18 protein-coding genes and 1 riboswitch are annotated in these 22,754 nt (G+C 62.1%); of the genes, 15 read left to right on the top strand and 3 right to left on the bottom strand.

The annotated features are described in order from the left end of the window. Positions 1-255: 255 nt before the first annotated feature. The 9 genes from cysT (at position 256) to I6G90_RS18420 (ending at position 8,559) form a co-directional block, all read left to right on the top strand. Positions 256-1,095, top strand: coding sequence for a sulfate ABC transporter permease subunit CysT (gene cysT / locus I6G90_RS18380; protein WP_182933424.1), 840 nt, complete (start codon positions 256-258; stop codon positions 1,093-1,095). Further along, a complete protein-coding gene (gene cysW / locus I6G90_RS18385) occupies positions 1,092-1,982 on the top strand; it encodes a sulfate ABC transporter permease subunit CysW (RefSeq protein WP_197928630.1) in 891 nt (296 codons plus the stop codon). The genes cysT and cysW overlap by 4 nt, the downstream gene beginning before the upstream one ends. Positions 1,983-2,005: 23 nt before the next feature. After that, positions 2,006-3,073, top strand: coding sequence for a sulfate/molybdate ABC transporter ATP-binding protein (locus tag I6G90_RS18390; RefSeq protein ID WP_123173833.1), 1,068 nt, complete (start codon positions 2,006-2,008; stop codon positions 3,071-3,073). A gap of 122 nt (positions 3,074-3,195) precedes the next feature. After that, positions 3,196-4,143, top strand: a complete 948-nt coding sequence (cbl, locus tag I6G90_RS18395) for an HTH-type transcriptional regulator Cbl (RefSeq protein ID WP_040067353.1) — start codon at positions 3,196-3,198, stop codon at positions 4,141-4,143. A gap of 196 nt (positions 4,144-4,339) precedes the next feature. Beyond that, positions 4,340-5,551 (top strand): threonine synthase, encoded by a 1,212-nt coding sequence (locus I6G90_RS18400; RefSeq protein ID WP_182933426.1) that lies wholly within the window; start codon positions 4,340-4,342, stop codon positions 5,549-5,551. Then, on the top strand, positions 5,548-6,213 hold the full coding sequence (locus tag I6G90_RS18405; protein ID WP_197928632.1) for an amino acid ABC transporter permease: 666 nt from the start codon (positions 5,548-5,550) through the stop codon (positions 6,211-6,213). The genes I6G90_RS18400 and I6G90_RS18405 overlap by 4 nt, the downstream gene beginning before the upstream one ends. A 92-nt stretch (positions 6,214-6,305) precedes the next feature. Continuing rightward, positions 6,306-6,968 (top strand): amino acid ABC transporter permease, encoded by a 663-nt coding sequence (locus I6G90_RS18410; protein WP_197928634.1) that lies wholly within the window; start codon positions 6,306-6,308, stop codon positions 6,966-6,968. Then, positions 6,965-7,726, top strand: coding sequence for an amino acid ABC transporter ATP-binding protein (locus tag I6G90_RS18415; protein WP_197928636.1), 762 nt, complete (start codon positions 6,965-6,967; stop codon positions 7,724-7,726). Before I6G90_RS18410 ends, I6G90_RS18415 begins: the two co-directional genes overlap by 4 nt. Beyond that, on the top strand, positions 7,723-8,559 hold the full coding sequence (locus I6G90_RS18420) for a transporter substrate-binding domain-containing protein (protein WP_058053906.1): 837 nt from the start codon (positions 7,723-7,725) through the stop codon (positions 8,557-8,559). The genes I6G90_RS18415 and I6G90_RS18420 overlap by 4 nt, the downstream gene beginning before the upstream one ends. A gap of 150 nt (positions 8,560-8,709) precedes the next feature. Here I6G90_RS18420 and gbpA read toward each other — a convergent pair whose 3' ends face one another. Next, the gene (gene gbpA, locus I6G90_RS18425; protein ID WP_197928638.1) at positions 8,710-10,131 is read right to left on the bottom strand and encodes an N-acetylglucosamine-binding protein GbpA; all 1,422 of its coding nucleotides are present in this window, start codon (positions 10,129-10,131) and stop codon (positions 8,710-8,712) included. 65 nt (positions 10,132-10,196) lie between these two features. After that, positions 10,197-10,282: riboswitch (cyclic di-GMP riboswitch) on the bottom strand. A gap of 265 nt (positions 10,283-10,547) precedes the next feature. Then, positions 10,548-12,230, bottom strand: coding sequence for a methyl-accepting chemotaxis protein (locus I6G90_RS18430; protein WP_197928640.1), 1,683 nt, complete (start codon positions 12,228-12,230; stop codon positions 10,548-10,550). A gap of 271 nt (positions 12,231-12,501) precedes the next feature. Between I6G90_RS18430 and I6G90_RS18435 the strand changes: the two genes are divergently transcribed. The 5 genes from I6G90_RS18435 to I6G90_RS18455 all read left to right on the top strand — a co-directional run bounded on the left by I6G90_RS18435 (position 12,502) and on the right by I6G90_RS18455 (position 20,815). Next, positions 12,502-14,346 (top strand): M3 family metallopeptidase, encoded by a 1,845-nt coding sequence (locus I6G90_RS18435; RefSeq protein ID WP_197928642.1) that lies wholly within the window; start codon positions 12,502-12,504, stop codon positions 14,344-14,346. Between the two features lie 572 nt (positions 14,347-14,918). Further along, positions 14,919-17,303: a poly-beta-1,6 N-acetyl-D-glucosamine export porin PgaA gene (gene pgaA / locus I6G90_RS18440; RefSeq protein WP_232254371.1), complete on the top strand. Its 2,385-nt coding sequence runs from the start codon at positions 14,919-14,921 to the stop codon at positions 17,301-17,303. Beyond that, the gene (gene pgaB, locus I6G90_RS18445; RefSeq protein ID WP_197928646.1) at positions 17,303-19,261 is read left to right on the top strand and encodes a poly-beta-1,6-N-acetyl-D-glucosamine N-deacetylase PgaB; all 1,959 of its coding nucleotides are present in this window, start codon (positions 17,303-17,305) and stop codon (positions 19,259-19,261) included. Before pgaA ends, pgaB begins: the two co-directional genes overlap by 1 nt. Continuing rightward, positions 19,258-20,508, top strand: a complete 1,251-nt coding sequence (pgaC, locus tag I6G90_RS18450; protein WP_197928648.1) for a poly-beta-1,6-N-acetyl-D-glucosamine synthase — start codon at positions 19,258-19,260, stop codon at positions 20,506-20,508. The genes pgaB and pgaC overlap by 4 nt, the downstream gene beginning before the upstream one ends. Further along, the gene (locus I6G90_RS18455; protein ID WP_163128837.1) at positions 20,495-20,815 is read left to right on the top strand and encodes a hypothetical protein; all 321 of its coding nucleotides are present in this window, start codon (positions 20,495-20,497) and stop codon (positions 20,813-20,815) included. The genes pgaC and I6G90_RS18455 overlap by 14 nt, the downstream gene beginning before the upstream one ends. Before the next feature lie 90 nt (positions 20,816-20,905). On the opposite strand, the gene I6G90_RS21355 is transcribed toward I6G90_RS18455, so the two are convergent. Continuing rightward, positions 20,906-21,334 carry a hypothetical protein gene (locus I6G90_RS21355; RefSeq protein ID WP_232254372.1) on the bottom strand — a complete coding sequence of 143 codons (429 nt, stop codon included), beginning with the start codon at positions 21,332-21,334 and terminating at the stop codon, positions 20,906-20,908. Between the two features lie 112 nt (positions 21,335-21,446). On the opposite strand from I6G90_RS21355, the gene I6G90_RS18465 reads away from it, so the two are divergent. Then, the gene (locus I6G90_RS18465) at positions 21,447-22,745 is read left to right on the top strand and encodes a ferredoxin reductase family protein (protein ID WP_197928650.1); all 1,299 of its coding nucleotides are present in this window, start codon (positions 21,447-21,449) and stop codon (positions 22,743-22,745) included. Positions 22,746-22,754: the final 9 nt, after the last annotated feature.

Here is a 22,754-nt window from a genome sequence, read left to right on the forward strand (position 1 = left end):
TGGAGGGTTGGCGATCGCGCTGTTCGCTGGCTACTCCATGCCCCCGTTCTTTGAATGCTCCGCTCCGTATTGCTCCATTTCTTAGGTCTTTTATTTATATAAAAGACCTTTTTTTATTTGGATCGCTCTAAAAGCCTTGTCCTACCGTTGTTAGACAAAAAAGTGATTAGCAAAGTCGCAAACGATGTTTGTTGCTGATTGGAAGAGTGCGCAGAATCACCATATCGAAAATTCTTCATAACAGATGGATGTGTTATGCGATTTGGTTCTTATTCTGTCCTGCCCGGTTTTGGCCCCACCCTGGGGTTCAGCCTGCTCTATCTGGGCCTGCTGGTGCTGTTGCCGCTCTCGGCCTTGGTGCTGTTTGCGGTCAACAACCTCACCGCCGCCGAGTTCTGGCAGGTGATAGGTTCACCCCGGGTGCTCGCCTCTTTTCGTCTGAGCTTCGGCGCGGCCTTTATCGCTGCGCTGCTCAACAGCCTGTTCGGCTTGATCCTGGCCTGGGTACTGGTGCGCTATACCTTCCCCGGTCGTCGGTTGGTGGATGCGCTGATCGACCTGCCATTTGCCATGCCGACCGCCGTCTCCGGCATCGCCCTGTGCGCCATCTTCGCCCCCAACGGCTGGATCGGCCAGCTGCTGGCGCCGTTCGGCATCCAGCTCGCTTACAACCCCATCGGGGTGGTCATCGCACTCACCTTTATCGGCTTGCCGTTCGTGGTGCGGACCCTGCAACCGGTACTGCGGGAAGCGGAGAGCGAACAGGAAGAGGCTGCCGCCAGCCTCGGTGCCGATCGCTGGCAGACCTTCCTGCGGGTGCTGTGGCCAACTCTGGTGCCAGCTCTGCTCACCGGGTTTGCGCTGGCATTTGCCCGCGCGGTGGGGGAGTACGGCTCCGTCATCTTTATCGCCGGCAACTTGCCGATGGTCTCCGAAATCGCGCCGCTGATGATCATGAGCCATCTGGAGGAGTACGACTACGCCGGTGCTTCCGCCATCGCCGTGGTGATGCTGCTGATTTCGTTCATTTTACTACTGCTAATCAACAAGTTGCAGGCCTGGAGCTGGTCTCGCATCGGAGGGAGCCGGATATGAGTTCATCTGCTATCGCCATTGAGGTGGCCCCTGTGGAGACGGCCTCCGTTCGCAAGGCGCCGGTCGTGATCCGTGAACCCCAGTGGGTCAAGTGGCTACTGATCACGGTGGGTCTCGGTTGGTTTTCCGCCCTGTTGCTGCTGCCGCTGGCGACCGTCTTTATTCAGGCGCTGACGCCTGGGCTGGTCTTCTTCTGGCATGCCATCAGCGAGCCGGATGCCCTGAGCGCCCTTGGCCTCACCGCACTGGTGACCCTGTTTGCCGTGCCCCTCAACCTGCTGTTCGGGATCGCCGCTGCATGGGCCATCGCCCGTTTCCGCTTCCCCGGTCGTCAGTTGCTGATCACCATCATTGACCTGCCATTTTCGGTGTCGCCGGTGATCGCTGGTCTGATGCTGGTGCTGCTGTTTGGCAGCCGCGGCTGGTTTGGCGACTGGCTGAGCGAGCACGACATCAAGATCATCTTCGCCACTCCGGGGATCATCCTGGCCACCACCTTTATCACTGTGCCCTTCGTGGTGCGCGAGCTGCTGCCCCAGATGGAGGCGCGCGGCCCGGAAGAGGAGGAGGCGGCCATCATGCTGGGGGCTAGCGGTCTGCAGATGTTCTGGCGCGTCACCCTGCCCGGCATCCGCTGGAGCCTGATGTATGGCCTGCTGCTCTGTACCGCCCGCGCGGTGGGGGAGTTTGGCGCCGTGTCGGTGGTCTCCGGCCATATTCGCGGCCAGACCAATACCCTGCCGCTGCATATCGAGATCCTCTACAACGAGTACCAGACCGGCGCCGCCTTCGCGGTGGCCAGCCTGCTGGCCCTGTTCGGGATCTTCACCCTGCTGGGTGAAACCCTGTTGGCCCGGTTGCGTGGTCAGCCCACCAAATCTCACTGAATCACCGTATTAAAGAGGCAGCCATGAGCATTCAGGTTCAACAACTCAACAAGCATTTCAATCAGTACGCGGCGCTGGCAGACATCAACCTCGACTTTCACGACGGTGAGCTGGTGGCGCTGCTCGGCCCCTCCGGTTGCGGCAAGACCACGCTGCTGCGGATTATCGCCGGGCTGGAGCAGGCCGACAGTGGCAGCGTCATCATCCGCGGCGAGGACGCCTCGGATCTCCATGTGCGCGAGCGTAACGTCGGCTTCGTGTTCCAGCACTACGCCCTGTTTCGCCATATGACGGTGTTCGAGAACGTAGCCTTTGGCCTTAGAGTCAAACCGCGCAGCGAGCGCCCGGCCGAGGCGGCCATTCGCGCCCGGGTCAAGGAGCTGCTGGATCTGGTGCAGCTCAGCCATGTGGCCGAGCGCTATCCGACCCAGCTCTCCGGCGGTCAGCGTCAGCGGGTCGCGCTGGCTCGCGCGCTGGCGGTGCAGCCCAAGGTACTGCTCTTGGATGAGCCCTTCGGTGCCCTCGATGCGCAGGTGCGCAAGGAGCTGCGTCGCTGGCTGCGCGAGCTGCACGACGAGCTGCACGTCACCAGTCTGTTCGTGACTCACGATCAGGAAGAGGCGCTGGAGGTAGCGGATCGGGTGGTGCTGATGAATGCCGGACGGGTCGAGCAGATCGGCACCCCGGCCGAGGTCTACGACCAGCCCGCCAGCTCCTTCGTCCACAGCTTCCTCGGCAGTGTGAACCAGTTCCGCGGTCGGGTGGCGGAGCAGGGATTCGGTGTCGGCGAGCAGCTGCTCGGCGGGCCGTCGGCTTCCCATCTGGCTCACGGCAGTGCCGCCATCGCCTATGTCCGCCCCCATGAACTGGAGATCTTGCCAGCCGATGCGCCGGGCGGGATCCGCGCCACCATTACCCGTCTGCTGCCCATGGGGCCACGCATTCGGGTGGAGCTGCGTGGTGACGGTGAGACCAAAGGGGCTCACTATGAGGCGGAGCTGAGCAAGGAGGCGGCCAAGCTGTTTGCCCCGGGTCAGGGGGTGAAGCTGGTGGCCAGACAGGCGCAGTTCTATCCCGACTATCAGATTTGATGCTGTGTTGCGGGCGGTGTGGCCGCCGGGTTCAGGCTGTCAGCCGGGCATGATCCGGCCAAATAACAAAAATGAGAGGGGCGAGCAGATTGTGTCGCCCACTCTTCGCAGGAGGCGACAAGGTGAATTTCCAGCAGTTACGTATTATCCGGGAGGCAGCGCGGCGGGATTACAACCTGACCGAGGTGGCCAATGCCCTTTTTACCTCGCAATCCGGGGTGAGTCGCCATATCCGCGAGCTGGAAGAGGAGCTCGGTATCGAGCTCTTTATCCGCTACGGTAAGCGGCTGCTCGGTATGACCGAGCCTGGCAAGGAGCTGCTGGTGATTGCCGAGCGCATTCTCAATGACGCCAACAACATCCGCAAACTGGCCAGCACCTTTGCCAACCGCGACTCGGGCCGTTTGCTGGTGGCGACCACCCATACCCAGGCGCGCTATGCCTTGCCGCGGGTGGTGAAGGCGTTTCGCGAGCAGTTCCCGCTGGTACAGCTGGAGCTGCGTCAGGGCAGCCCGGAGGAGATAGTGCGGCTGGTGCAGACCGGCGAGGTGGATATCGGCATCAGCAGCGAGCAGCTCGACAAGAGCGAAGGGGTGGTGGCATTCCCCTACTACCGCTGGCACCACAATATCGTGGTGCCCGAGCAACATCCGCTGGCAGGCGAGCGGGATCTGACGCTGGCGGCGCTGGCCAACTGGCCCATCGTCACCTATCAAGCCGGGTTGACCGGGCGGGTGCGGGTGGATGAAGCCTTTGCTGCGGCTGGCATCGAGCCGCAGATCCTGCTGACGGCGCAGGACTCCGATGTCATCAAGACCTATGTCGAGCTGGAGATGGGTGTCGGCATACTGGCCGACATGGCGTTCGACGCGCAGCGTGATCAGGGGCTGGTACAGCTCGACGGCAGCCATCTGTTTGCCCCCCACACCGCCTGGATTGGCCTCAAGCAGGGGCAGTTCCAGCACAACTTTGCCTGGCAGTTTATCCAGCTTTGCAACCCCGAGCTGGCGCTGGCGGACATTCAGGCCCGCGCCATGGGCAGCGAGCCCGCCCTCGACTTCCAGATTTGAATGGAAAGAGAAGACAAGAAGGGGAGCCAATGGCTCCCCTTTCTTTATTGCTGGCAGATGAGATTGCTAGCGAAAACAGACGGTTTCATATGAATTTTTTCACTTAGGTTTGCCAGTTAATTTTGTTTGTTATCCGGTACTTGGGTTGCAGGATGGAATAAGTAACTGACCAAAGTCGACCCATTCAGGATAAAGCATGCCGTATAGCTACCTATCACATCTGCGTTGCAGCAAGAGTGGCGAGATCCATGATGCCGACCAGCCCTGGCAACTGAGCCGAGCAGGTGCGCCACTGTTGGCCAGCTACGATCTCGATGCGCTGAAGAGATCCTGGCACCCGGCGGCATTGCTGGGTCGCCCTGCCAGCCTGTGGCGCTATCACGAGTTGTTGCCGGTACGGGATCCCGCCCACGTCGTGACACTGGGGGAGGGGTTCACCCCGCTGCTGCCACTCCCCACGCTCGGCAAGCAGATCGGTATTCCGGATCTCTGGATGAAAGACGAGAGCGTCATTCCCACCGGTTCCTTCAAGGCCCGTGGTGCTGCGGTGGGCATCTCCCGCGCGCGGGAACTCGGTGTCACTCACTTCGCCATGCCGACCAACGGCAACGCAGGCGCCGCATGGGCGCTCTATGGTGCCCGCGCCGGGCTGCGCAGCACCATAGTGATGCCGCAGGCGGCCCCCGCCATCACCCGGCTGGAGACCTCCCTCGCCGGTTCCCGCCTCTATCTGGTGGATGGCCTGATCAGCGATGCCGGTCGCCAGGTGGCGCAGGCGGTAGCGGAGCAATCCCTGTTTGACGCCTCAACCCTGAAGGAGCCTTACCGGATTGAGGGCAAGAAGACCATGGGGCTGGAGATTGCCGAACAGCTGGGCTGGACGTTACCGGATGTGATCCTCTATCCCACCGGCGGCGGGGTCGGCCTTATCGGTATCTACAAGGCGCTGCGCGAGCTGCAGGAGCTGGGCTGGGTCAAGGGGGCGTTGCCCAGACTGGTCGCGGTACAGGCGAGTGGCTGTGCGCCCATCGTGCAGGCGTGGCAACAGAGAGCCACCGAATCGAGCTTCTGGCCCGACTCCCAAACGCTGGCGTTCGGCATCAATGTACCCAAGGCGCTGGGGGATTTTCTGGTGCTGGATGCCCTCTATCGCACCGAGGGTTGCGCCATCGCGGTGGATGACAAGGCCATCCAGAGCGAGATCCGTCAGCTTGCCTCTCGCGAAGGGAGCTTTGTCTGCCCGGAAGGGGCCGCTGCGTTTGCTGCCGCGCGTCAACTGCGCGAGGCTGGCTGGATCCGTGGGGGAGAGCAGGTAGTGGTGCTCAATACCGGTGCCGGTATCAAGTACCCGGATGCGATCACTGTGCTGCCCCAGCGTCTGCAGCGTGACGGGAGGATCCCGGCATGAATCTGGACTTGCCTTTCATCCTTACGACGCTGCCCGCCTTCGGCAAGGCGGTCTGGGTCACCTTGCAGCTGGGAACCCTGGTGATCCTCACCTCGCTGGCGGTCGCCCTGCTCAATGTGGTGCTGTTGAGCCTGCACAAGCGGCTGCTCAGCGCGCTGATCCGTGGGTATGTGGAGCTGGCCCGCAACACGCCGCTACTGATCCAGCTGTTCTTTCTCTATTTCGGGCTGCCTGCGCTCGGCTTGTCGCTCTCCGGGTTTGCCACCGCAGTGATCGCCATGACCTTCCTCGGCGGGGGTTATCTGACCGAGGCGCTGCGTGCAGGCATTCAGGCGGTGCCCGCCAGTCAGCTGGAGGCTGGCCGAGCCATCGGCCTCTCTCGCTGGCAACTGCTGCGCCACGTGCAACTGCCTCAGGCCTGGCTCGCCACTCTGCCCGCGCTGTTTGCCAACTTCATCTTCCTGCTCAAGGAGACGACGGTGGCTTCGGCAGTGGCGGTGCCAGAGCTGCTCTACACCACCAAGAATTACATCGCTCTCTACTACAAGACCTACGAGATGCTGGCGGTACTGACCTTGATGTGCGTGCTGATTTTTCTGCCGCTCTCCCTCGCTCTGCGAGTCGTTGAAAGGAGGCTGCAACATGGTCAGTTCGGTCACTGAGCAGCTAATGCAGGCGAGGATCCCGATGTGGGCACTTATCTTCCTGCTGCCGCAGTCACTCGCCACCGAGACGCAGGAAAGGAGGGATCAATATGGCCAGTTCGCTCTCTGAGCAGCTGACGCAGGCGCTGCCACTGTTGGCGGTGGGCGCAGGCCAGACTCTCGCCATCTCGCTGCTGGCTATCCTGTTTGCCACCCTCGGCGGCGTCGCTTACGGCGTGCTGGCGCAGCAGGGCGGTCGGTTGGTGCGGGGGCTGCTGCGCCTCTATCTCGAGCTGTTTCGGGTGGTGCCGGTGCTGGTGTGGCTCTATCTCTTTTTCTTCGGGTTGCCGATCTTTTTCGGCTTCGATATTCCGGCCTTCTGGTGCGCCGTGCTGGTGCTCGCCCTGTGGGGGGCCAGCGAGGTGGGGGAGGTGGTGCGCGGTGGCCTTAACTCCCTCGCCCGTGGTCAGCAGGAGGCCGGGCTGGCGCTCGGGCTCTCGACCTGGCAGCTCTATCGCCATGTGTTGCTGCCGCAAGCGTTGCAGCGGCTGACGCCGCCGACCATCAACATCTACACCCGCATCATCAAGACCAGTTCGCTGGCGGTGCTGATCGGGGTGGTGGAGGTTATCAAGGTGGGCCAGCAGATCATCGAGCGCACCTATGGCTCGCTGCTTATTTACGGTCTGCTGTTTCTGTTCTTTTTTCTGGTCTGCTATCCGCTCTCGCTCGCCTCGCGCCGGCTGGAGCAACAATGGGGTAATGCGGTATGACACCTCTGCTTGAACTCGCTTCTGTCAGTAAACAGTTCGGCCCGAATCTGGTGCTGGATCGGATTAGCCTCAGCGTGCGCGCCGGGGAGGTGATCGTCATCCTGGGGCCAAGCGGCTGCGGCAAGAGCACATTGCTGCGCACTCTCAACGGGCTCGAGCCCATTCAGGGGGGCGAGATCCGCTTCGATGGTGTGTTGCTGGATGGTGCCACCGACTGGCAACGAGTGCGCCAGCGGATCGGCATGGTGTTCCAGAGCTATCACCTCTTCCCCAACCTGACGGTGCTGGAAAATGTGCTGCTCGGCCCCCAGCAGGTGCAAAAGCGGGAGCGGGCAGAGGCGCTGCTGCAAGCCGAGCAGCTGCTGACCCGCATCGGCCTGTGGGAGCGGCGCCATGACTATCCGCGCCAGCTCTCCGGCGGCCAGCAGCAGCGCATCGCCATCGTGCGGGCGCTGTGCATGAACCCGCAGGTGATGCTGTTTGACGAGGTGACCGCCGCCCTCGACCCCGAGATGGTGCAGGAGGTGCTGGAGGTGATCCGCGATCTCGCCGGCAGCGGCATGACCCTGCTCATCGTCACCCACGAGCTGGCCTTCGCCCGGGCGGTGGCGGATCGCATCGTCTTCATGGATGGCGGCCACATTCTGGAGCAGGCCGCACCCCACCAATTTTTCGACAATCCCGGGAGCCTGCGTGCGCGCCAGTTCCTCGCCAAGTTTTCTTATACAAATGTCATCAAACGAAAGGAGTCAGCATGAAAAAAATAACCTCGGTTCTGTTTAGTGCCTTGTTGGGGCTGGGTCTCGCCAGCGGCGCTGCCCATGCGGCGGACGGTTCCCTCGACAAGATCAAGGCGCGGGACAAGCTCATCGTCGGCGTCTTCACCGACAAACCACCGTTTGGCTATGTGGACGAGAAGGGGAACTATGTCGGTTTTGACACGGATCTGGGTCGCCGCTTCGCCAAGGACCTGCTGGGGGACGAGAACAAGATCGAGTTCGTGGCGGTGGAGCCCGCTAGTCGCATCCCCTTCCTGCAGAGCGACAAGGTGGATCTGATCCTCGCCAATATGACGGTGACCCCGGAGCGGCGCGAGGTGGTGGATTTCACCAACCCGAACCTGCGAGTGGCGGTACAGGTGCTGGTGCCGGAAGGGAGTCCGGCCAAGAAGCTCGACGATCTGGCCAGCAAGACCCTGATCGTGACCACCGGCACCACGGCCGACATCTGGCTGACCCGCAACCACCCGGAGTGGAAGGTGCTCAAGTTCGAGAAGAATACCGAATCCTTGCAGGCGCTGGCCCAGGGTCGTGGCGATGCCTATGCCCAGGACAACCTGGTACTGTTCAGCTGGGCCAAGGAGAATCCGGGCTACCGGGTGCTGCCCGAAAAACTGGGCTCGGAAGATCCCATCGCCCCGGCGGTGAAGAAGGGCAATATCGAGCTGCGTGACTGGGTCAACGACCGTCTCGCCAAGCTGGGGGAAGAGAAGTACCTGCTGAAACTCTATGACCAGTATGTGCGTGACAAGCTCAGCCCTGATACCGATCCGAATGATGTGATAGTCGAAGGAGGAAAATGGCAGGGTTAATGGACAAACCCTGTTTCGAAGAGTGTGTTGAGTGTGTGAAGTAAGTGAAGAGTGAGGTCTTGGTTCCGTTGGTATGCAAACCGCAAGGTTTGATTTTTCCGGGCGTCCCCTGCTAGAGAGGACGCCCTTTTTTATGTGCCCAAGCGTGGATTAGTGCACTTCATCCCACGCCATCTGCCAGTGGGAGCCGATGCCCGGCTCGTACTGGGTCGCGGTGGTGGTCCACTGCTGGCAGTAGCCGCTGTAGGGGAAGGGCTTGCACTGATAGATCTTGCCATTTTTCGGCTGCTGCACCTTGGTGCCGGCGGCATAGGATTTGAGCGAGTTCGGGAAGACAAAGTCGTATTCGCCGCCGCTCCGCTCCTTGAACATCAGATCCAGGGTCTGCTGGAGGGTCTCGCCGCCCGCTTTCGGGGTGGCTTTGATCACCAGCTGGTGGTGACCTGCCGTGAGCCCTTCCAGCGCCATGGTAAAGGTGTGGCTGCTGTCTTTGATATCTGCACGGCTTTCACCCTTGGCGACGCCGCCGTGATCATAGAGGGTGTTGGAAACGGCCAGATCGCCCTGTGCGGTGACGGCAAAGTCGAGGGTTGCCTTGCCGTTATCCAGCACATAGTCGCTGGCCAGACCGCTGACGCTGATGCTGTCCACTACAGGCGGTTGCAGCTGTTGCAGGTCAATCTCGACCCGCTCCAGTTTGCTGTCATGCTTCAGATAGACGGGGTTCATGCCGTAGACAGGATTGAACTGGCCATCGGCCCCTTGCTGACCGGCGCGGATCTGGCTCTGCTCGGCGTTGATCTTGCTGGCGAGGGCGTGGGCCCAGCTGTTCTTCTGGCCCTGCTCGGCAGTGGCGATGGTCAACACGGTTTGCAACTCGGGGCGCTCGCCGTTGGCATCGAATACCCGGGTCATCGCCTTGTCACCCACCGCGAGGTCGATGGAGGGGTAGATAGTGCCTGCCTGGTTCCACTCCAGCGGCGGCTGGCTGCCATCTTTGAACTTGGCATCGATGATGTTGTAGAAGCTGTTGCTGGTGTCGCCCACTTCCCACACGCCGAGGATCAGTTGATAACCGCTGCGCTCCGGCAGGGTACAGTTGTGGGTCACCTGCTTGGGCGGTTGCACCATGTTGCCGTCGATGACGCAGAAGGGGGTCAGATCGAACGAGGCGCGGGTGAGCGGCTGGTTGGGGTTCCAATCCTGCTTGGTGAGGTAGTAGCGCCAGTTGCGGGTGACGTGGTTGGCGGTGAAGGTCCAGCTGATGGCGAAGGGGCCGGGCTGTACTTCGCGCTTGGTCCAGCGATCGCTGGTCTGGATGTTCAGCTCGCTCCAGCGCGGGCTGCCCGCCGAGGCGATTTGACCATCTTGCGGGCCGCTCTGCGGGAAGCCGGAGGGACCTTCCACGCTTTGCGGTTCCCACTGCACGCCGCCACACTGGCTGTTGCCGCCGGTGTTGCACAGGTAGTTGCGGCTCTCGGGCTGCTTGATGTAGCCATGCGCCAGGGCGCTGCCGCTGGCCAGCAGGGCCAGCACCGCGGCGATGTGATTGAGTTGGATTTTTGCTGCCATACATTCCTCTGTTCGACAGATGTGGGCAGTCAGTTGGCCGGGGAGTTCCCCGATGCACACTGGCGTGTGGCAACCCCGCTATCCTGGACAACACGTCTGTAGACCGGAGGCTTTGCGTCCCGACCTTTCGGTCGGTTTGCCAAATGACTGGATGGGTATTGATGGGCCAAATGTTCGGCCATCAGCATTGTGCACCTCATTGATTAATTATTTGAAGTTAAATGTTTAAATACGCCGTCAAACTGAGTGCTGCCAATCCTAACCAGTTGTTTTTAAATCGTTCTCTTGTGGGTGAACTGTGCCGATCCCCGTTGAATATGCCGATAAGATGCATGCTGATTGCGTGTTGCTGGCGCAAAAAAAACCTGCCAGTCGGGCTGGCAGGTCGGGTGACAAGGCGACACGGGTTGACGCCGTCAGTGACGGGCGCGCTGCTCGCCTGAGGCGTGAGGTACGGGCGCCATCATCGGGGCTGCGGTTGACGCCTTGCCCAGTTTGAATACCGCAAGCCGCTCATCCAGGCTGCGGGAGAGACCGGCCAGCAGCTCGCTCTCCTGCGCCAGTTGCGAGGCGGATTGTGACATCTCCAGCGCCGAGTCATTGATGCCGCTGACGTTGCGGTTCATATCCTCGGCGACCATGCTCTGCTGTTCGGCGGCGGTGGCAATCTGGGTCGCCATGTCGCTCACATGCTGGATGCGGTTGACGATCAGGGTGAGATCCTGCCCCGCCTGCTGCGACTGGTTGACGCTGCTCTCCGCCAGTTTGCGGCTGGTATCCATGGCGTTGGCAGCGGTGACGGCCCGTTGCTGCAGTTGGGCGATGGTGCTCTGGATCTCTTCGGTAGACTGGCGAGTGCGGCTGGCCAGCTGGCGCACCTCGTCGGCCACCACGGCAAAACCGCGGCCCTGCTCACCGGCCCGGGCTGCCTCGATGGCGGCGTTGAGGGCCAGCAGGTTGGTCTGCTCGGAGATGGCGCTGATGACGGCGGTGACCTCGCTGATCTGCATCACCCCCTCCTTGAGCTGATTGACCTGCACGGTGGCCTGTTCCACCTCGGTGGCCAGCGCCTTGATGCCGTGCACGCTGGCGTGCACGTCACGGTTACCGAGTCCGGCTTCACCGGTGGCCTCTTGAGTATCCCGCGCGGTATTTTCGGCGTGACCGGCCACATCGGAGATGGTAGCGCTCATCTCGTTCATGGCGGTGGCGAGCTGGGCCAGCTGATCCCGCTGGCTGGTCACCGCCTGATTGGTCTGCTCGGCAGAGGCGGCGATGCGCAGGGCAGCATCGGCCACGTTGCGAGCCCCCAGACTGGCCTCCAGCAGGGCATGACGGATGGCATCGAGACTCTGGTTGGTGCAGCGGGCGACCACCCCCAGCTCATCCTTGCCCTGTACCGGAATGCTCACCATCAGGTCGCCTTTGGCGACCCGCTGCATGGCGTCGTTGATCTGGCCGAGAGGGGCGACGATAGAGTGGGTGATGCGCCAGCCCAGCAGCCCCATCAGCAGGATGGCGATGGCGGTGGCGGTGCCCATCTTCATGTATTGAGCCCAGATGGTCTGCTGAATATCTTGCAGCAACATGCCGGAGCCGAGGATCCAGCCCCAGGGCTGATAACCGGAGACCATGGAGAGCTTGTCAGCGGTTTCGCCCGACGGGCCGGTCCAGACATATTGCAGGGTGCCCTGTTTGCCCCCCTTGGCGATATCCACCATCTGGAACCAGAACTGCCCAGCGGTGGCCGCGCCACCTTCTCCCATTTTCTGGCCGACCAGTTCCGGGCGGATAGGATGCACCAGCATCTTGCGGCTCTCGTCGATGACAAACAGGTAGTTGTTGCCATCAAAGCGCATGTGGGTCAGCAGCTTGCGCGCCTCCTGCTGGGCCTGCTCCGCTGGCAGGGTGCTGGCCAGAAACTGGATCTGGCTCATGGCCTGGCCCAGCACCGCATTGAGCCGCGCCTCTCGCTCGCTCATCAGATTGAGTTTGAGCGCGTTGGCCGAGATGAACAGCAGCGAGACAAAACCGACAAACGCCAACGTGAGCAGCAAGATCAATTTGCGGCTCACGGTGATATCACCGAGCTTGAACATGATTAAACCCTCGTTATCCCGTTTTATGGTGGCTCTGTACCGCTGCAGCCAGTTTGTCAAAGTTAACAACTCATTTACTTTCAGCCGTTTGCCGACCTTTTCTAATGAGTGTTTGAACAACAGTATAGCCAGCAGACAGCGCGCCCCACTTTTTGGTAGCGTGTTCAGGCGCATCCCTGCGCAATTTTTGCCGAAGAGTGTGAATGATTTGGCATTTCATCAAAAAAGGAGTGGGCCCCGCTCTGGGTGATCCCGTCACAAGAGGGAATTTATGAGTTCCATTGCCAGGAATTACTTCAACCAGCTCAACGCCGACTACCTGCAGGTACACAGGCGCAAGGAGGATCTGTTCTGGTCCACCTATATGGGCACCAGCGACGATCAGGTTGGTTTCACTGCGGCCGAGCAGACCTACAAGGCGTTCTGTGCCAATCCGGCCCGCCTGCCCGCATTGCGGGATATGCTGGCCCAGGCCGAACAGGATGATCTCAAGCGCGGCCTGCAAGGCTGGATCGCCTTCTTCGAATGCAATGTCATCGAGGATCCGGCCGCCGCCGCCCTGATGGACGAGCTGGTGGCCGCCGAGGCGGAGCTGTTCGCCCGCCGCAAGGGGCTGAAACTGACCCTGTTGGATGAGCAGGGCCAGCAGGTGGCCGGTAGCCTGCCCGCCGCCAGCACCTCCCTTGCCGCCAGCCCGAACGAGGCGGTGCGCCAGAGCGCGCTCGCCATGTTCCACACCCTGGAGCAGTGGGTGGTCGGCAACGGTTTTCTCGAGGTGGTGGCGATCCGCAATCGCTTTGCCCGCGCCATGGGCTATCGCGACTACTTCGACTACAAGGTGCGCAAGAACGAGCAGATGAGCCCGGAGCAGCTGTTCGCCATCCTCGACGACTTCATTGCCCGCACCGACGCCCGGCTGCAGCAGAGTCTGGCCGAGCTGAAGGCCACCAAGGGGGAGGCGGCGCTGCTGCCCCACAACCTGCGTTACAGCGTGAGCGGCGACGTGACTCGCCAGCTCGATCCTTATGTGCCCTTCTCGCGGGCGCTGAAGGATTGGGTCGAGAGCTTCCGCCGTCTCGGCATCCAGTATCGCGGGGCGACCCTGACGCTGGACCTGCTGACCCGGGAGGGGAAATACGAGAACGGCTTCTGCCACGGCCCGGTGCCGAGCTTCTTCCAGCAGGGGGAGTGGGTGCCGGCTGTGGTCAATTTCACCAGCCTGGCCGACCCGGCGCAGGTGGGCAGCGGCTGGAACGGCCTCAACACCCTGTTCCACGAGGGTGGGCATGCCGCGCATTTTGCCAATGTCACCGGCAACGCCCCCTGCTTCTCACAGGAGTTTCCACCCACCTCCATGGCCTATGCCGAGACCCAGTCGATGTTCTGCGACAGCCTGCTGGACGATGCCGACTGGCTCAAACGCTACGCCAGAAATGCGGCGGGAGAGGCAGTTCCCGATGCCCTCATCAAGGAGGTGCTCGCCGCGCGCCAGCCATTTCGGGCCTTTAACGAGCGCCAGATAGCGCTGGTGGCCTACTTCGAGCGGGATCTCTACGCCATGGATGAGGCCGAGCGCACCCCCGCGGCAGTGCTGGCACTGGCCCGCCAGTGGGAGCGCCAGATCGTCGGGGTAGAGAGCCCGCGCCCGCTGCTGGCCATCCCGCACCTCCTGAATCAGGAGTCGGCCTGTGCCTATCACGGTTACTTGCTGGCGCTGATGGCGGTGGAGCAGACCCGCGCTTACTTCCTCAAGCGTGATGGCTACCTCACCGACAACCCGCGCATCGGACCGGATCTGGCCACTCATTACTGGGGGCCTGGCAACGGCATGAGCCACGATGCGACCCTGCGCAGCCTGACCGGCGAGGGATTCAGCGCGGTGCCGCTGGCGGATGCGTGCAACCTGAGCGCCGCCGAGGCGTGGCAACAGGCTCAAGCCTGCATGGCCGCTGCCCTGCAACGCCCCGCCGCCGGTGAGGGTTCCCCGCTCGACGCCCATATCCGGGTGGTGCACGGCGCAGAGCTTATCGCCGACAACCGCGAGTCGGAAACCCGCATGCTGGCCGATTTCGAAGCGTGGATCGTTAACCATTACCGACGAGCGTCAGCTGCGTAATTCACGGTGCTCCCGGCGATCTGGTCGGGAGCATCGCTTTTCGTGGCTATTTGTTGTCGCAACAGCGTCTGGTGTTGCCATTTTGCGGGTAGGTTGCGACGTGCCCTGTCGCTTTGTAGATTGGGACTGCAATCTTTTCATCAGATATGTATTCGTATGAACATGAATACGAATAGTGGGTGGCACTGTCATGGAGCCCGCAATCCACACGGTTTTGCCTAATTTATCAATAGTGTTTTTTGTCGCTATCTTTGTGCATAAATATCAAGCAGACCAATCCATTTGATAACCATTCCCATTTTTCCGGATTGACTAAATTGTCCACAACGGCAGAATCGCCCGTCTTGCCACTCCCGATGTGAATCGGGTTCGGAAAGCCTCAGATCTCCGCTCGGAGATGGCTGGGCCGCACATAGGAAAGGTGCTGGCCCACTGCCCGCCTTTCACCCTCGAAATCAGCACACAAGTCAGGAAGCCCTCTTGCTCATCAGGCAGGAGCGGACGGGTGTGTATATCCGTATGGCCGTGCAGGGACGATACGACCAGCGTTTGTTATGGGTGGTATGTTGCGAATGAATCGCATCTTTTTGATGTTGGCGCTGTTGCCCCTGCTGGTGTGTGCCAGTGAGGTGGACAGGGCGCGCGAAGCCTGGGTGATCAAGGCCCGGGCGGGGGAGCTGGATGCGGCGGCGCACGGGCTGAGCGCCCTCTATCGCCAGAGTGCGGATGGCAAGGTGCTCGATGACCTGATCGCTGTGCAGTTGTGGCGGGGGGATCGCAAGGGCGCGCTGGTTGCCTGTGAGCCGTGCGAGTTCAGCCCCATCAGCAACAGTACGCTGGAAGGGGTGGCGCGTGCCGCCCGCGACGAGAAGCGCTACTCCGAGGCAATCAGCTATTACCGCATCCTGCAGGGGCGCGATCCTGCCAACCGCAATGGCTGGCTCGGGCTGTTTCTCACCGCCAGTGACCAGGGCGACCGCGAGCTGGCCCGCAGCGCAGCGGCTGATTATGAAGCCCGTTTCGGCCGCGATCAGGCGATCCTCGATGCCCGCATCTATGCTGCCCGTCAGGGTGAAGATCCTATGGGTGAGCTGCTGGCCCGCCAGCAGTGGCTGGAGCTGGAGCCGGACAACCCCGAGCAGGTGCTGGCGCTCTATCGGGTGGCGGTGAGCCTGGGGGCGGGCCCTGCGGCAGCGGAGCTGATGGGCCGTTACCCCAAGCTGTTCAAACCGGTCGACCGGCTCTGGCTCGACTACTACCAGGCGGTCAACCTGCTGCGGATCTCGGCCCAGACCGAGGATCCGGCGCTGGCCCGTCGCTCCCTGACTCGCACGCTGGCGTTGCAAGACAGGATCCTGGCCCGCGCACCACGCGATCATGTGCTCTACATCAGTGCCCGCCGCGATGTGGTGGTGACGCTGGTGGCCCTCGGTGATTTTGTCCGGGCCGAGCAGGAGTCCGCCGCGCTGCAGGCCGAGGGGCCGCTACCCGACTATGTGCTGGAGGCGCGCGCCGATGCGCTGGCCGGACTGGGACGGGTGGATGAGGCCTCCGTGATTTACCAGCAACTGGCGACGCCGGCGCGCGCCAAAGACAAGCTGCTGCTGGAGAAGCGCTTCTACGCCTATAGCGATGGCGAACGCTATGGCGCGGCGCAGGGGCTGCTGGCTGGTTGGCAGGAGCCGCCGACGCGCTGGGATTTCACCGGCAACATGCGAATGGCCAACGATGACTACGAGAAGGTGTTGCAGCTGAAAACCCTGCTGCAGGCTTGGCGTGGTGAGGCGGGCACCGCAGAAAAACAGTTGGAAGGGTGGCTGAAAACCGCGCCAGCCAACCCCTGGCTCTGGCTGCAACTTGGGGATATCCGCCGCTGGCGGGGTCATCCCGATGAAGCCGAGCAGGCTTATCAGCAGGCGGTGCGCTGGCTACCAGCCGGCCGCACCGTGCTGGCCGAGCCCGGTCGCCTCAATGCCCGGCTCGACAAGGGCGACTGGCAGGGCACGCCGCAGGCCGTGCGCACCCTGGGTAACCTGACCCGGGATCGTCAGGAGCTGCAGCAGCGGCTGACTCTGGAGCAGGCCCCGCAATTGGTCACCGAGGTTACCCACGGCCGCAACGAAGGGGGCTCGGTGCAGGCCAGCCGTGACTGGAGCTACGACAGCCGCCTCTACAGCGCTCGCACTGATGGTGGCGATCGGCTGTTTGTCCGCCGTCAGGGCAGCTTTGGTGAGTTCGATCAACAGCCCGAGCGCGCCGCCTATACCGGGCTGGGGGCCGAGATCTTTTTCTACCCGCTGCAGCTGACGCTGGAGGGTGGCACGGGTAGCGAGCTCAACCACAAAGGCTATCTGTGGAGTCGCCTCGACTGGCGGCTGGACGATCGCTGGACGCTGGGCACTGCCATCAACCTCAACAGTGCCGACACTCCGTTGCGGGCACTGGCGCGCGGCAACTACGCCGATCAATACCAACTCGATCTGGGCTGGCGTCAGGATGAGACCCGCGAGGGGGCGCTGCGGCTGGAGCGGATGGATATCAGCGATGGTAACCGGCGGCTGACCGCCTCCGGCTGGCTGCGTCAGGATCTCTGGCGTCGTGATCGCTGGTGGTTCGATACCACCTTGCGCGGCGCCACCTCCCGCAACGAGGCGGTGGAGGTCGACTACTTCAATCCCCTGCAGGATCGCAATCTGGAGCTGGAGCTGGCGGGGCGCTACCGGCTGCCGCTGGATAGGCGTCGCTCCCTGCTGCAGAGCCTCACCATGAGTGGCAATCACTACTGGCAACAGGGCTATGGCAGCGATCAGGGGTGGCAGCTCAGCTATCGCCACGACTGGATACTCTCTCCCGCCCTCAGCCTGGGCTATGGCCTTGGCCGCCGTCAGGCCATCTATGACGGCAATCCCGAGTTCGGAAATTTCATCTTCGCCAATCTGCAATGGAGTTTCATGTGATGAGACGCTGGCTTGCTCCTTTTGTTGTGCTGCTTGCACTGCTGCCTTCGCTGACGCAGGCGGCCCGGCAACCCGATGACTATGTGGTGCTCTGCTACCACGATATCGTCGATCTGAAATTGACCCCCAACCTCAAGCTCTACCCCCAGACCATCCGGCGCGACACCCTGATCCGCCACTTCAACTGGATCAAGCAGCAGGGCTATCACCCGGTCAGCTTCCAGCAGATCCTGGATTCCAAAGCGGGCAAGGCACCGCTGCCGGAGAAGGCGATCCTGCTCAGCTTCGATGACGGTTACGAGAGCTTCTACCGGCTGGTCTATCCGCTGCTCAAGCTTTACAACTACCCGGCAGTCTTTGCGCTGGTGGGCAGCTGGCTGGATGTGGCCGATGACAAGATGGTCCCGTATGGCAATGACAAGCTGCCACGCAGCTACTTCGTCGGCTGGCCGCAGATCCGCGAGATGCAGGACTCCGGGCTGGTGGAGCTGGCTTCCCACACCTTCACCTCCCACTACGGGTTGCTCGCCAACCCGCAGGGCAACGTGCAGCCGGCGGTGACCACCGCAGGCTGGAGCCAGCATGGCTACGAGAGCATGGCCGACTACCGGGCCCGGATAAAAGCCGACTTCGATGCATCGGCCAGTCAGCTCAGGGAGCAGACCGGTCGGGCACCACGGATCCTGGTCTGGCCCTACGGCGCCTTCAACCAGACGGCGCTGGAGCTGGCCAGTGCGGCCGGGATGCCCTACACCTTCACGCTGGCCGAAGGGCTCAACAAGCTGAGTGACTCGGGCAGCACGGTGCGCCGCTATCTGCTGGAGGAGGACACCAGCCTCGAAACTCTGGACGAGATCATGGGAGGCAATACCTGGGAGCGGCAGGTGGAGCGCTTGGTGCACGTGGATCTGGACTATGTCTACGACAAGGATCCGCTGCAGATGAACAAGAACATCGACATGCTGCTGGATCGGATCAAAGGCTACGGCATCACCACCGTCTATCTGCAGGCCTATGCCGATGACAATGGCGACGGGGTGGCGGAGGCGCTCTATTTCCCCAACCGTCATATGCCGGTCAAGGCGGATCTCTTCAACCGGGTGGCCTGGCAGCTCAAGACCCGGGCCGGGGTCAAGGTGTTTGCCTGGATGCCGGTGATGGCCTATGACATGGGACCGAACCACGCCTATGTCACCGACAGCCGTACCGGCGCCCCCGCCAAGGGGCAGTATCTGCGCCTCTCGCCCTGGGATCCTGCCAGCCGTCAGCTGTTGCTGGATATCTATGAGGATCTCGGTTTTTACACCAAGTTTGACGGCCTGCTGTTCCACGATGACGCCTTCCTCAGCGACTACGAGGGGCCGATGCCGCTGGCGCGCACTCCTGACGCGCTGCAGGCGCAGGGGGAGCAGAAGACCGATCTGTTGATCGACTTCACCATGGCGCTGCGCGATGCCGCCGCCCGCTACCGCCAGGGGGGCGCCGACGGGCTCAAGACCGCCCGCAACATCTATGCAGCGCTGGTGACCGAGCCGCAATCCCAGCAGTGGTTTGCCCAGAGCATGGCGGCGTTTGCCAAGGCCTATGACTACACCGCCGTGATGGCCATGCCCTATATGGAGCAGGCGGAAAACCCCGATGAGTGGCTGGCCAAGCTGGCGGAAGATTCACTGGCACAGGTGCCGGCCAATCGGCTGGTGTTCGAGCTGCAGAGCCGCAACTGGCGTACCGACCAGCCCATCCCCGATGCCGAGCTGGCGCGCTGGATGGAGATCATCCAGCGCAAGGGGGTGACCAATTTTGGTTACTACCCGGATGATTTTCACAACAATCAGCCGGATCCGGCGGTGCTCAAGCCGGTCTTCTCGGTGCAGACCCAGCCTCAGCCGACCCAGCTGCCAGCCACGCCGGTTGCAGTCAGTGCCGCCACGGCGACCCACGGGGAGGCGCTACGGTGAAGGAGCTTCTGGAAGGCATCGCCATCTTTACCCTGGCCTATCCCAGCCTGATGGCGATGGTGTGGGTCTGTGGCGGCCTCTATTACTACTTTCAGTGGGAGCGCCGGGATATCGCGCTGGCCAAGCAGGGGTTGGAGCTCCCCTATTACCCCAAAGTGACGTTAATGGTGCCCTGCTACAACGAGGGCGCCAACGTCGAGGAGACCATCGGCCACCTGCTGCGCCAGCGTTATCCCGATTTCGAGGTGCTGGCCATCAACGATGGCAGCAAGGATGACACCGGCGTGCGGCTGGATCGGCTGGCGCAGCAGGATCCGCGCCTGACCGTGCTCCATCAGCACAACCAGGGCAAGGCGATGGCACTCAACAACGGGCTAGCCGTGGCCAGTGGGGAGATCCTGGTCGGCATCGACGGGGATGCGGTGCTGGACTATGACGCGGTGCGCTGGATGGTGAAGCACTTCATCGAGAGCCCGAGGGTCGGGGCGGTTACCGGCAATCCGCGGGTGCGTACCCGTTCCACCATCATCGGCAAGATCCAGACTGGCGAGTTCAGCTCCATCATCGGCCTCATCAAGCGGGCCCAGCGGATCTACGGCACCGTCTTCACCGTCTCCGGGGTGGTGGTGGCCTTTCGCAAGCAGGCGGTCGAGGCGGTCGGCGGCTGGAGCAATGACATGGTGACCGAGGACATCGACATCAGCTGGAAGTTGCAGCTGGCCGGTTGGCTCATCCACTACCAACCGCAGGCGCTCTGCTGGGTGCTGATGCCGGAGACGGTGCGTGGCCTCTACAAGCAGCGGCTGCGCTGGGCGCAGGGGGGCGCCGAGGTGTTTCTGCGCTACGGGTTGCAGGCGATGCGCTGGCGCAACCGCCGCTTCTGGCTGCTGCTGCTGGAGTATCTCTCCAGCGTGACCTGGTGCTACAGCATGTTGCTGCTGGCGCTGATCTGGCTGATGGAGCCGAACCTGAGCGGGCTGGCGGTGGGTCACCTGTTCCAGTGGACCGGGGTGATGATGACTGCCATCTGCCTGCTGCAGTTCGGGGTCAGCATCTTTATCGACCACCACTACGACAAGAGCATGGCCCGCAGCTTTATCTGGTGCGTCTGGTATCCGCTCATCTACTGGCTGCTCAATCTGGTGACCGTGGTGGTGGCTGTGCCCAAGGCGATCCTGCGTCGCCGTGGCCAGTTGGCCGTGTGGGAGAGTCCTGACCGAGGAGAGTCATTCCGTGACAAAACATAAGCTGGCGAACGAGATGATCATCAGCAACGGCACCCGGCGCAGTTGGAAGTACCGGCTGCGGGATCTGTTGCTTCTGCTGGTGACCTGGAGTGGCTGGTTGTTTCTGGCGCTGCAACCCTGGCTCAACTATCTGGAGACGGAAGAGAATCAGAGCTTTATCGGCTCGCTGGATGCCGTCGAGGTGGGGCAACTGTTTCTGGCCCTGCTATTCGGCATCTTCCTGCTGATCCACTCCTGGGCGAAATACAACAAGCTGCTGTATCGCTTGATGCGAAAGCGATCCACAGCGACCAAGTCATCATCATAAGGGGCCGGTTGGCCCCTTTCTGTTTTATAACCGGTCACTCACTGCGAGGCGGGCAGTTCGCTGTCACGTGTCTTTTTTGGTCATGATTGGTCATTCATCAATGACTTTATTGCCGCAATGTTCACAGATGACATGGCGTTCAAAGCGATCCATGTTGGCCAGAAAGGGGCCTGCTGCCCAGCCGGTAATGAAGTCCTTGATAAACGCTTTGCGCTTTTGCTCCGGTGTCGGCTGTTTGCCAAAGGATTTGTCGACCAGCACCACGACATGGTTGGTCTCGCGCTGACAGTGGGGGCAGAAGCGTTTTTCGGTGGATGCAAGCAAGGGGGGCTCCTTGTCCGGAAGAGTGGGCTGCAGGTTTTCCGCCGCAGATATGTGATGTCCCCATTTGATTCCTTTTTCTGGCAGGTCGTCAATCACAGCGGAGGTGGATTGTGCGCCATCTCCTATGAAGAGAGGCGAGCCTGCAAGCGTGATCACGAGGGGCCAGTCGGCCCCTCTTTTGTTTCCGTTTGTCACACATTGCCACACAACCTTCCCCCTCTGGCAAAGTCTTGTGACCGGACGGGTGTGTAATGGCGCCATGAGCAGGGAGATGAGGCCCTGCAGCGATGGAACCAGGGAGCATGTTATGACGGATAAACGGGTTTGGTGGCTGTTGCCACTGCTGGCGGTCGGGGTCTGGTGGCTCGGTTATGCGGGGGATGCCAACGGGGTGTGGCCCTGGCGCCATGAGATGTTATTGCTGACCGGCCTGCTGGGGATGACCTATATGGCAATTTCGCTGTTGCTGGCGTTGCGCCTGCCGCAGCTGGAGCTCTGGTGTGGCGGTCTGGATCGGATGTTGCGATTGCACCGTCAGACGGCCATCGGCGGCGCATTGGCGCTGACCGCCCACTGGCTGCTGGTGGAGGCCCCCAAGTGGGCGGTCTCGGCAGGTTGGCTGAGTCGTCCCGCATGGCGTGGGGCCAGCGCTGCCGAAGTGGGTGTCGGAGCAGGCAATGGCATCTCGCTCCATGCCTTTGGCAATACCCTGGGGGAGTGGAGTTTCTATCTGCTGATCGCGCTGGTGGTGCTGAGTTTGCTGGCACTGGTGAGTTATGGCCGTTTTCGACTGATCCACCGGCTGGCCCCGCTCATCTATCTGGCGGGCTGGTGTCACGGGCTCTGCCTGTTGCCTCAGGTGGGGGCCATGACCCCGGTGGGGGTGTCGATCTGGCTGGTTGGCGGGATCGGCGCTATCGGCGCCCTCTACTCCCTGCTGGGGCAGGTAGGAGCGCGGGATCGCCATCCGGGCCGGGTCATTGCGGTGCGGGCGCTGGCGGATCAGACCTGCGAGCTGACCATGCAGCTGGAGCGGCCGCTCGCCCATTACCGCCCGGGCCAGTTTGCCTTCTTCGAGTTTGACGCCAAGGAGGGGCCGCACCCCTTTACCCTGGTGCGGGTGTCAGCGGATCGGCGCCAGCTGGTGATAGCGGTGCGGGCGCTCGGGGATCATACCCGTCAGCTGGTGGCACAGGCGCGCGCCGGGGATGGGGCGGTGGTGACCGGGCCCTATGGCGCCTTTGTCGTCCCGCAAGGGGGAGGGCGAGCCCTCTGGCTGGGGGCCGGGATCGGCATCACCCCGTTTGTCGCCTGGTTGGAGGGGTTGGCTGCCCGTGGCGAGCGCAGCGAGGGGATCACTCTGATCCAGTGTGCGCCGGATCTGGCAGGCGCCGTCTACCACCGGCGGTTGGCCGAGCTCTGTCATCACACCGGCGTGCGCTATCAGCTGCATCTGGACAAGGCTGCCGGGCGGCTGGATCTGACCCGGATCGCGCAGGATGCGCCCGAGCAGGTGTGGTTTTGCGGGCCGGAGGGGATGGCAGATGCCCTGACCCGGCTGTTGCCGGACGGGCATCTGCATCGCGAGCTGTTTCGCTTTCGTTGAGCTCGACGG

The organism is Aeromonas allosaccharophila, from assembly GCF_016026615.1.
Lineage (GTDB): Bacteria > Pseudomonadota > Gammaproteobacteria > Enterobacterales > Aeromonadaceae > Aeromonas > Aeromonas allosaccharophila.